Annotated in this window: 8 protein-coding genes; 6 read left to right on the top strand and 2 right to left on the bottom strand. The window is 60.4% G+C overall.

Features of this window, described 5'->3' with window-relative positions:
- The 4 genes from M6D32_RS21100 to M6D32_RS21085 all read left to right on the top strand — a co-directional run.
- A partial coding sequence (locus M6D32_RS21100; protein ID WP_298259853.1) for a sensor histidine kinase occupies positions 1 to 1,652 on the top strand: 1,652 nt, incomplete at its 5' end.
- Positions 1,652 to 2,179, top strand: a complete 528-nt coding sequence (locus M6D32_RS21095) for an HPr kinase/phosphatase C-terminal domain-containing protein (RefSeq protein WP_298259851.1) — start codon at positions 1,652 to 1,654, stop codon at positions 2,177 to 2,179. The genes M6D32_RS21100 and M6D32_RS21095, both read left to right, overlap by 1 nt.
- A gap of 130 nt (positions 2,180 to 2,309) precedes the next feature.
- Positions 2,310 to 2,711, top strand: coding sequence for a PTS sugar transporter subunit IIA (locus M6D32_RS21090; RefSeq protein WP_068733893.1), 402 nt, complete (start codon positions 2,310 to 2,312; stop codon positions 2,709 to 2,711).
- Complete coding sequence (locus M6D32_RS21085) at positions 2,708 to 3,037, top strand: HPr family phosphocarrier protein (RefSeq protein WP_298259848.1); 330 nt, start codon at positions 2,708 to 2,710, stop codon at positions 3,035 to 3,037. The genes M6D32_RS21090 and M6D32_RS21085 overlap by 4 nt, the downstream gene beginning before the upstream one ends.
- Positions 3,038 to 3,158: 121 nt before the next feature.
- Here M6D32_RS21085 and M6D32_RS21080 read toward each other — a convergent pair whose 3' ends face one another.
- Positions 3,159 to 4,700: a glycosyltransferase family 39 protein gene (locus tag M6D32_RS21080; RefSeq protein ID WP_298259846.1), complete on the bottom strand. Its 1,542-nt coding sequence runs from the start codon at positions 4,698 to 4,700 to the stop codon at positions 3,159 to 3,161.
- Positions 4,701 to 5,070: 370 nt separating this feature from the next.
- Between M6D32_RS21080 and lepA the strand changes: the two genes are divergently transcribed.
- A complete protein-coding gene (lepA, locus tag M6D32_RS21075; RefSeq protein ID WP_298259844.1) occupies positions 5,071 to 6,882 on the top strand; it encodes a translation elongation factor 4 in 1,812 nt (603 codons plus the stop codon).
- A gap of 40 nt (positions 6,883 to 6,922) precedes the next feature.
- Here the strand turns inward: lepA and M6D32_RS21070 are convergent, their stop codons facing one another.
- Entirely contained in the window at positions 6,923 to 8,038 is a 1,116-nt protein-coding gene (locus tag M6D32_RS21070; RefSeq protein ID WP_298259842.1) for a hypothetical protein, read from the bottom strand.
- 239 nt (positions 8,039 to 8,277) lie between these two features.
- On the opposite strand from M6D32_RS21070, the gene M6D32_RS21065 reads away from it, so the two are divergent.
- On the top strand, positions 8,278 to 9,459 hold the full coding sequence (locus M6D32_RS21065) for an acyl-CoA dehydrogenase family protein (RefSeq protein WP_298259840.1): 1,182 nt from the start codon (positions 8,278 to 8,280) through the stop codon (positions 9,457 to 9,459).
- Positions 9,460 to 9,789: the final 330 nt, after the last annotated feature.

The following is a 9,789-nucleotide window of genomic DNA, read 5'->3' as shown; positions in this document are numbered from 1 at the left end:
CGAGCCTTACCCGCCGCATCGTTTCGCTGAACCTCGCCGGCCTGGTCGCGCTGGTGGCGAGCATTCTCTCTCTCTCGCAATTCCGCGCCGGCCTGATCGACGCGCGCGCGCAGAGCCTCCTGGTCCAGGCCGAGATCATCGGCGGCGCAATCGCGGCCTCGGCCACCGTCGAGACCAACACCATCACCATCGATCCCGACCGGCTGCAGGACCTCAAGCCCGGCGAAACCTACGGCGCGCCGGACGAATCCTCCGGGCTGGATTTTCCGATCAATCCGGAACGCGTCGCGCCGGTGTTGCGGCGGCTGATTTCGCCGACCAAGACCCGCGCCCGCATCTATGACCGGGATGGCGTTCTGGTCCTCGATAGCCGCAGTCTCTACGGCCGCGGCGACGTGTTGCGCTTCGAATTACCGCCGCCCTCGGTGGAAAAGCCCGGGATCGCCGAACGTAGCATGATCGCGGTCCGGACCTGGCTCAATCGCGGCGACCTGCCGCTCTATACCGAACTCGGCCCCGACAACGGCAACGGCTATCCGGAAGTCGCGCAATCCCTCAACGGACAGAAGAGCAGCATGGTGCGCGTCAACGACCGCGGCGAGGTGATCGTTTCGGTCGCCGTTCCCGTGCAGCGTTTCCGCGCCATCCACGGCTCGCTGATGCTCTCGACGCAAGGCGACGATATCGACCAGATGGTCACCGCCGAAAGGCTCGCCATTCTCAAGGTCGGCGGCGTCGCCTCCGCGGTCATGATCGTGCTCTCGCTGGCGCTCGCCAGCACGATCGCAGGCCCGGTGCGCCGGCTCGCCGACAGCGCCGAGCGGGTTCGCCGCCGCATTCGTACCCGCGTCGAGATTCCTGACTTCACTGGTCGACGCGACGAGATCGGTCACCTTTCCGGCGCCCTGCGCGACATGACGAGCGCGCTCTATAATCGCATCGAGGCGATCGAGATGTTCGCCGCCGACGTCGCCCACGAATTGAAGAACCCGCTCACTTCGCTGCGCTCGGCGGTGGAGACGCTCCCGCTCGCCCGCAACGAGAACAGCCGCGCGCGGCTGCTTGCTGTGATCGAGCATGACGTCAAACGGCTTGACCGGTTGATCTCGGACATTTCCGACGCGAGCCGGCTCGATGCCGAGTTGCAGCGCCAGGACATGGCACCGGTCGATCTTCGCCGCCTTCTCATCGCGCTCACTGCGGTCGCCAACGAAACCCGGCGCGGCAACAATGTCTCCGTCGAGTTGAGCTTCGAAAGTCGGGGTTCGCACGATACGTTCTGGGTACCAGGCCACGATTCACGGCTCGGACAGGTAGTTTCCAATCTGCTTTCGAACGCGCAGTCGTTCTCGGAACCGGGCAGCAAGGTGCGGATCTCCTGCCGGAACCGCCGCTCGAACATCGAAATCATCGTCGATGACGACGGGCCCGGCATACGCGAGGACGCGCTGTCGCGGGTCTTCGAGCGCTTCTACACCGATCGGCCGCATCAGGGCTTCGGGCAAAATTCGGGGCTCGGTCTTTCGATCTCCAAGCAGATCGTGGAAGCCCATGGCGGAAGGATCTGGGCCGAGAATCGCAAAGGTCCCACTGCCGCAGACGGCGAGGCAACCGTGGCCGGCGCCCGCTTTGTGGTCCGGCTCCCGACGTAATGACAGACGATGCGGACACCAGTGTCGGCGCCAGCATCCATGCCTCCGCTGTGCTGGTCGGAGCGCGCGCCGTCCTCATTCGCGGTCCATCCGGTTCCGGCAAATCGCGGTTGGCTTTTGACCTCATCATGGCTGGCCGCGCCGGCCAAATTGCGCCGGCCAGGCTCGCCGGCGACGACCGCGTCCATGTTTGGCAACATGGCGGGAACCTGATGGTGCGTCCGGCGCCCGCGTTGGCCGGCCTGATTGAAATTCGCGGCCTTGGCATCCGGCGCTGCGATTTCGCCACTGAGGCCCCTATTGGCCTTGTCGTCGACCTCGATGCGGCCGACGCCGAACGCCTGCCGCCGCCGGACTCCCTGCAAATACGGATAAGAGGTATTTTGATACCAAGACTCCCAGTCGCGCGAGGATTTCCCGGGCTTCCGCTGGTTATTGCCGCCCTTACAATGGCCGCGAATTCATGTTCGGCGGATTGCTCGAAGCAATTTGGTAACCATATCACCCCCACTATCGCGACCGAATAGACCGGCGCCCGTTCCCCCTCTCCTCGTTATTTTCGGAGCGGATTGCAGCGATCCCTCTTGCGCGGGGGCTCTGGATGGTCAAAGTGGCGCGTTCGTGCGGTGCACCAAAGGCACCCGCGAGGAGTTTTCGATGATTGGTCTAGTGCTTGTGACCCATGGGCGCCTTGCCGACGAATTCAAGGCGGCGCTTGAACACGTCATGGGTCCGCAAAAACAAATCGAGGCCGTCACGATCGGGGCCGAGGACGATTCCGATCTGTGCCGCAGCGATATTATCGAGGCAGTCAATCGCGTCGACAGTGGTGACGGAGTTGCCATTCTCACCGACATGTTCGGCGGAACGCCTTCGAATCTCGCCATTTCCTGCATGAGCCGGCCGAAGGTCGAGGTGCTCGCAGGCATCAATCTTCCGATGCTGGTCAAGCTTGCCAAGGTCCGTGAAGAGCGAACGCTTCCCGACGCCATTGCCATGGCCCAGGAAGCCGGACGCAAATATGTGACCATTGCGAGCCGAGTGCTCGCCGGCAAATGAGTGACGACGACGCGTCGCCCGACACTTCCTCCGGACCGGGCATTCCGGAAGGCGCCATTTCCCGTGAACTTCCTATCACCAACAAGCGCGGCCTTCACGCACGGGCTTCCGCCAAATTCGTTCAGATGGTCGAGCGCTTCAAGGCCGACGTCTGGGTGACGAAGGGCAGCGAGACGGTTGGCGGTACATCGATCATGGGATTGATGATGCTGTCAGCTGGCCCAGGCACTTCGATCGTCGTCTCCGTCGCCGGCCCCGAGGCGCAGGCCGCGCTCGATGCGATCACCGAGCTCGTCGCCGCCAAATTCAACGAAGAGAATATGTAGCGGTTTGGTTGTACGTCATTCCGGGATGGTCCGAAGGACCAGACCCGGAATCTCGAGATTCTCAGATGTGCAATTGCACATCGGAGTTCGCGCTTCGCGCGCCGCGGAATGACGCGCCGCGTCACTTTGCCGGCGGCACGATGTAGACCTTCCAGGTGGTCGAAGGCCCGGGACGGCCTTTGAAGAAGCGCTGCGTGGTGACGGCGACCTGCTCGGCATCCTTGCCGTTTTTCGCCATCCAAGCCTCGCACTCCGGCAGCCGGTTGTCCGTCGTGTCGCAGACCCCGATGAAGCCAAGGCGCCTCGCTTCATCCAGCGAGGTCAGGCCTGACGACCAGATCTCGCCCGGCGTCAGCGGCGCCGGATGATCGGGGCTATAGAACGTCATGGGCTCGCCGACCTCGGTCGTGCCGGCGACGACGGCCCAGCGCGTGAAGAACCGGTTGTGCCAAAGCTGCGTCAATTCGTGCGCCAGCTGCGAGCGGGCGCCATAGCTGAAGGCGGTCTTGGGATTATCCGTGATTTCGTGAAGCGCGATGTACGGCGAAACGGCGAGCGTCGCCAGGGTGAGGACGAGCCAGGTGGCCGTAATTCCGAACAGGGCTGCGCTCCGCAGGCGCAACTCAGGAATGGCGACCAGCGCAAGAGGCACCAGAAAGAACAGCGAGATGCCCCAATCGGTCTTCATGTAGATCGAGAAGATCAGACCGCCGAGCGGAGGCCCGACCGCGACGATAATCTGGATGAGCCAGATGTTGAGCGCTTGCGGCCCGTTTACGCTGGAGTTGACACCGGGCGACCAGATGCGCGCCAATGTGGCCCTGGGCGAGCGCGGGCTTATCCCAGCCAGTGCGAGTGCGGCAATCACCACCGGCAACGCCAGCAGTCCCAGATTGTGCTCGACGTACCCGAGAGCCAGCATCGCGGTCTGCGCGCGGGTAGAATGTCCGTAGACATCGTCGGCATAGATCAGCGGCGCGAAATCGGCATCCTTCAGCCATACCAGATGGGGAATCATCGCCAGTATCGCTGCGCCCATCGCAACCCAGGGCGCCGGCGAGCGAAGAAATTTCATCCGCTCCGGATGTATTAGCGCGGCGAGACCGATCGCGCCGATCATGGTCAGCACCCAGTATTTGGTCATCAGCGCAAGTGCCGCTGCGAGTCCAAGCCAGAAGCCGGAAACGACGCTGCGCTTCTCGAACGCATTGAGATAGGCGAGCACCAGAAGCGGCAGCGTGACCAGCTGCAGCAGGTCCGCGTTGTACTTGAACCCCTTGAAATTGAAGATCGGATAGATCGCGAGCATCACCACCACAAAAAATGCCCGGCGATAGTCCACCACCCGAAGCGCGATCAGCCAGGTGATCACCATCCCGCAAGCAACTGTCGTCATCGCCAGCAGATAGGTCGACCAATCGGTGACCGGAAAAGCCCTGAACCAGAGGCCGGCGATCCAGCCCGACAGCGGCGGATGCTTGCCATAGCCAAGCTGGAACTTCTGTCCCCACGCAAAGGCCTCCGCGACGTCCATATGGACGTCTTGTGCTGCCTTGAGATTGATCAGGATGACGGTCCACAGCACCGCATGGATCATCGCAAAGGCAAAGACAAAGGCGGACGCGCCGGTGCGATCGGTCGCCGACGCTGCAACCCATGCCATGAGCCTTCTCAGGCTCAGCCGCCGCGCCCGGCGGCGCGGCAAGCTTGCAGTGCCCACTTTCCGACGTTCGTGAAACATCGCGGCAACCTCTTACGCGAACTTCGGAAAGTAAAGGGCACTGCGGAATATGTGATCTCAGTGCCGCTTTCGATCTGAAGTCCCTGGGATGAACCCCGGGGCTCGCACTGCAGGGACTTCAGATCGGCGGTACTGATGAAGTAAGCGTCGGTGACATGCGCTTTGGTACCTCTCAATCCTCGTGTGGGTAGCGCGTTTTCCGCTGCTATGAAATCAGCTTGGCGTGAAGAAGCCCCGTTAAAATGCCGCAATGTGGTTGCCGCCCCGGAACGCCAATGCTATCCCGCGCCCCATGACTTCTGCCCCAATTCCCAACATCCGCAACTTCGCCATTGTCGCCCATATCGACCATGGCAAATCGACATTGGCCGATCGCCTGATCCAGATAACGGGCGGGCTGTCGGACCGCGAAATGGCGGGCAAGGAACAGGTGCTCGATTCCATGGATATCGAGCGCGAGCGCGGCATCACCATCAAGGCGCAGACCGTCCGGCTGAATTATCATGCGAAGGACGGCAAGGACTATGTCTTTAACCTGATGGACACGCCGGGCCATGTCGACTTCGCCTATGAAGTCTCGCGCTCGCTTGCGGCCTGCGAGGGATCGCTGCTGGTGGTCGACGCGAGCCAGGGCGTGGAAGCGCAGACGCTCGCCAACGTCTACCAGGCGCTCGACAACAATCACGAGATCGTACCGGTGCTGAACAAGGTCGATCTGCCCGCGGCCGAGCCGGACAAGGTGAAGCAGCAGATCGAGGACGTGATCGGCATCGATGCCTCTGACGCCGTGATGATCTCGGCCAAGACCGGCCTGGGTGTACCCGACGTGCTGGAGGCGATCGTCACGCGCCTGCCGCCGCCCAAGGGCGACCGCGACGCGACCTTGAAGGCGCTGCTCGTCGATAGCTGGTACGACGTCTATCTCGGCGTCGTCGTGCTGATCCGCGTCGTCGACGGCACGATGAAAAAAGGCCAGCGCATCCGCATGATGGGCACCAATGCGGCCTATGACGTCGAGCGCGTCGGCTTCTTCACGCCCAAGATGGAGCAGGTCGAAGAGCTTGGCCCGGGCGAGATCGGGTTCATCACCGCCGCGATCAAGGAAGTCGCCGATACGCGCGTCGGCGACACCATCACCGATGACCGGAAGCCGGTCACGGAAATGCTGGCGGGCTTCAAGCCGGCCATCCCGGTGGTGTTCTGCGGCCTGTTCCCGGTCGATGCCAACGATTTCGAAACGCTGCGCGCGGCGATGGGGAAGCTTCGCCTGAACGACGCAAGCTTCTCCTACGAGATGGAGACTTCCGCCGCACTCGGCTTCGGCTTCCGCTGCGGCTTCCTTGGGCTTTTGCATCTGGAGATCATCCAGGAACGGCTGTCGCGCGAGTTCGATCTCAACCTGATCGCGACCGCGCCGAGCGTGATCTACAGGATGAAGCTGACCGACGGCAGCGAGATCGAGATTCACAATCCCGTCGACATGCCCGACGTGGTGAAGATCGCCCAGATCGACGAACCCTGGATCGAGGCCACGATCCTTACGCCCGACGAATATCTCGGCAGCGTGCTCAAGCTGTGCCAGGATCGCCGCGGTTCGCAAAAGGAACTGACCTACGTCGGCTCGCGCGCGATGGTGAAATATGACCTGCCGCTCAATGAGGTGGTGTTCGATTTTTACGACCGCCTGAAGTCGGTCTCGAAGGGCTACGCCTCGTTCGATTATCACCTCACCGACTACAAGCCGGCAGACCTGGTCAAGATGCAGATCCTGGTCAACAGCGAGCCGGTGGATGCGCTCTCGATGCTGGTGCACCGCACCCGTGCCGAAGGCCGCGGCCGCGCGATGGTCGAGAAGATGAAGGAACTGATCCCGCCGCACATGTTCCAGATTCCGATCCAGGCGGCGATCGGCGGCAAGGTGATCGCGCGCGAGACGGTGCGCGCGCTGCGCAAGGACGTCACCGCCAAATGCTACGGCGGCGACGTTACGCGAAAGCGCAAGCTTCTGGAGAAGCAGAAGGAAGGCAAGAAGAAGATGCGGCAGTTCGGCAAGGTCGACATCCCGCAGGAAGCCTTCATCGCCGCGCTGAAGGTCGATAGCTGACGTAAAGACTTATCCCGCCTACAGCCCAAATATTGAGGCTTTATGATTTTGCGTTGAGTTTCGATGTCGACTTTCGAACCGGTCGGCTCTCGGCTATTTCAAACTCGCTCTCATGGAATATTCGATTAATAAATTCATCCAAATGCCGCAAAAGGAAATGAGTCTCCTCGCCGTCAACTCTCATAATTCGATAGAGCAACTTGGAATTTTTTGTAAAATCTACAATACGAAGTAAATCCTCCCTAGCCTTTTGAATTTCAACTCGCCTGCCCGTACGAACCGCTCGATAAAACTCTATACCCGGCTCGTACAGCCAAGGGACGTCGTCTCGCACCAACGACAGGAATATTAGCCAAGTAACTAAAGCCCCTCTCCGATCACCCCTGAATAGTGGACCGAACATAAGGTCCTCAATCATGGCCGGATGTATTCGACGCTTGGAAACTCCTCGTCGAGATACCGAAGCCACTCGTTCATCCACCCTTTCCGGCAATTCTCGAACCATCGCTTTCACTTCTTCAAAAAGCTTCGCAATGTTCTGCTCGTCGGAGGGCGGAGCCTCGATTACCTTCGCTTTCCCTCTGGTTTTAAGAATGCCGTCGACGTTTTGCCGAAAGACTCGCACCTGTGTTTTTACCGCCTCTTCGCGGGGGTCTGCATCTGGGTTTCTTTGAAGTAGTTGCATGACGAGCTTAGTTAGAGAATCTTCGTCATCTCCGCAGTTTTGGAATTGGCCAAATGGGCCTGTGCTCACTTTCTCCAGCGGAACGCCGAGCGCAATTCCGAATACGGTAGTTTCGAGCTTACCTTTCGCGACTCCAGCTTCATAAAGAATCCATGGACGATCGATGCTTTGCGCGGTTAGCAAAGCGACTACGTCTGTCGCCTCATCAAGCTGCAGCATAATGGTTGCGTACCATTCGGCGCCAAACTCAATCCCCGAAACACCCCTTTTGTCGGAAGATCGAAACGATTTGAGCGTTCCCGCGCTTACATCTGAGAGGAGGTTGGCGAAAGCCTCTGCGAGGTCTGCGTCACGGCTATCGTGACTCACAAATACAAGCGCTTTCGGCCTAGGCGGCACTACCGCCGTGGGCTCACGGTTTGTTTCAAGTATCTGAGTTTTTTGCGGTCTCTTTACTCGCTTTTTTGCCAAGCTGTCCCCCGACCCGCCCTAAGAACCCAGTTTTCAGATTCTTTCATACAAATAGGGGGCGTTCAACTTACCGATGCCAAGGCCTTCAAATACTCGGGCGGGAGAATGTTCGGCACCTTGCACGCCTGGTATGTCGACCACGCGATTTGACTTGAGACGCCCACAGCCATCTTGATCCCGGCCGCGAGTTGGATCATCATCGCTCTAATTGATCAGTCGATAAAGAACGAGGAAGCGCCATGAACAAGCCCGAAGCCGCGCGCATCGCGGGCCTCGTCGACCGCGCCAAGGCGATCGCGCCGCTGATCGCGGCCGAGGCCGACGAGATCGAGCGGACGCGGCGGCTGACCCCGAAAGTGGTTTCGGCCCTGGTCGAGAACGGGCTCTACAAGTCGCTCCTGCCCAAGAGCATTGGCGGCTTCGAATCGCCGCCGCTGGCTTTCATGGAAATGCTGGAGGAGATCGCCACGGCCGATGCCTCCACGGCCTGGTGCGTAGGCCAATGCTCGGTGGTTGGCATGACGGCAGCCTATCTCGACGCCGAGATCGCGCACCAGGTATTTGGCAAGCCGAACGATATCATGGCCTGGGGTGCGATTGCCCATGCGGTGCAGGCGGTTCCCGGCGGTTACACCATCAGCGCGCGTTGGGATTTCGCCAGCGGCTCGCGACAGGCCAACTGGCTGGGCGCCCACGTCCAGATCCGCGAAGCCGACGGTTCGCTTCGGATGAAGCCGGACGGCACGCCGGAGATCCGCACCATCGTCTTTCCGATGTCGAGCGCCACCATGCACGACATGTGGAATGTGATCGGGCTCTGCGGCACCGGCACCGATTCCTATTCTGTCGATAATCTGTTTATTCCCGAGAATTTTTCCGCCTTGCGCGACGACTTCAGGGCGTTGCGCGAGCACGGCCCGCTATATGGGATCACGACCTACAGCATGTTCGGGCTCGGATTTGGCGCAGTCTCGCTCGGCGTTGCCCGCGCGACGCTGGATGCCGCGACTGACCTTGCCCGCAACAAGCATTCGGCCGGCATCGCCGCGATGAAGGACAACAGCGCGGTCCAGGGCCTGATCGGGCGTACCGAGGCCAAGCTGCGCGCCGCACGCGCCTATCACTTTTCCACGGCGAGTGCCGCCTGGCAGGAGATCTTGAACACCGGAAGGCTTTCCGAACAGGGCCGGGCTGCGATCCGCTTGTCCGCGACCTATACCATTCATCAGGCGGCCGAGGTGGTCGATACCGCCTATCACATGGCTGGCGCAACCGCGGTGTTCAAATCGAACCCGTTCGAGCGTCGCTTCCGCGACATGCATGCGATCGCCCAGCAGATCCAGTCCCGCGACACTCACTACGAAGACGTCGGCAAGATGATCCTGACCAACAGCGTCATTCCGCGCGGGCCGACCATCTAGTGCGGTGAATTTGAAGTTCCTATCAGTTTCCCGGTAACCTCGTCACAGGAACTTCAAATTCTAAACCGCACTAGAATCATATATTTGGCTAGTGCTCCTTTGATTCCGAAGTTCGTAAACGTGGAGCCGCAATATGATACGAACTTCGGAATCGGAGCACTAGTCTCGGCGCGACAGAAAGCCTTTGCAGTTTGAGCGTTGTGCGCATTAAGCTGCATTCAAGCCGCAACGACGTGGATGGCAATGCCGAGCCTCTCAAGAAAGAGCCCGACAAAAGCGAAGCCAAGCCATCGTCCGGCTCCGTCAAGCCCCAAAGTGGCAGCAGCCTTC

Origin of the sequence: Bradyrhizobium sp. (assembly GCF_027307225.1) — a bacterium.
In the GTDB taxonomy this organism is placed as follows: Bacteria; Pseudomonadota; Alphaproteobacteria; order Rhizobiales; family Xanthobacteraceae; genus Bradyrhizobium.
The sequence above is the reverse complement of the archived record's forward strand: the minus strand, read 5'-3'. Positions and strand labels throughout refer to the sequence as shown.

Bases quoted from the DNA above. Each gene is read 5' to 3' on its own strand.
- M6D32_RS21095 (WP_298259851.1), top strand. From the start codon at position 1,652: ATGACAGACGATGCGGACACCAGTGTCGGCGCCAGCATCCATGCCTCC.
- M6D32_RS21090 (WP_068733893.1), top strand. From the start codon at position 2,310: ATGATTGGTCTAGTGCTTGTGACCCATGGGCGCCTTGCCGACGAATTC.
- M6D32_RS21085 (WP_298259848.1), top strand. From the start codon at position 2,708: ATGAGTGACGACGACGCGTCGCCCGACACTTCCTCCGGACCGGGCATT.
- M6D32_RS21080 (WP_298259846.1), bottom strand. From the start codon at position 4,700: ATGGCATGGGTTGCAGCGTCGGCGACCGATCGCACCGGCGCGTCCGCC.
- lepA (WP_298259844.1), top strand. From the start codon at position 5,071: ATGACTTCTGCCCCAATTCCCAACATCCGCAACTTCGCCATTGTCGCC.
- M6D32_RS21065 (WP_298259840.1), top strand. From the start codon at position 8,278: ATGAACAAGCCCGAAGCCGCGCGCATCGCGGGCCTCGTCGACCGCGCC.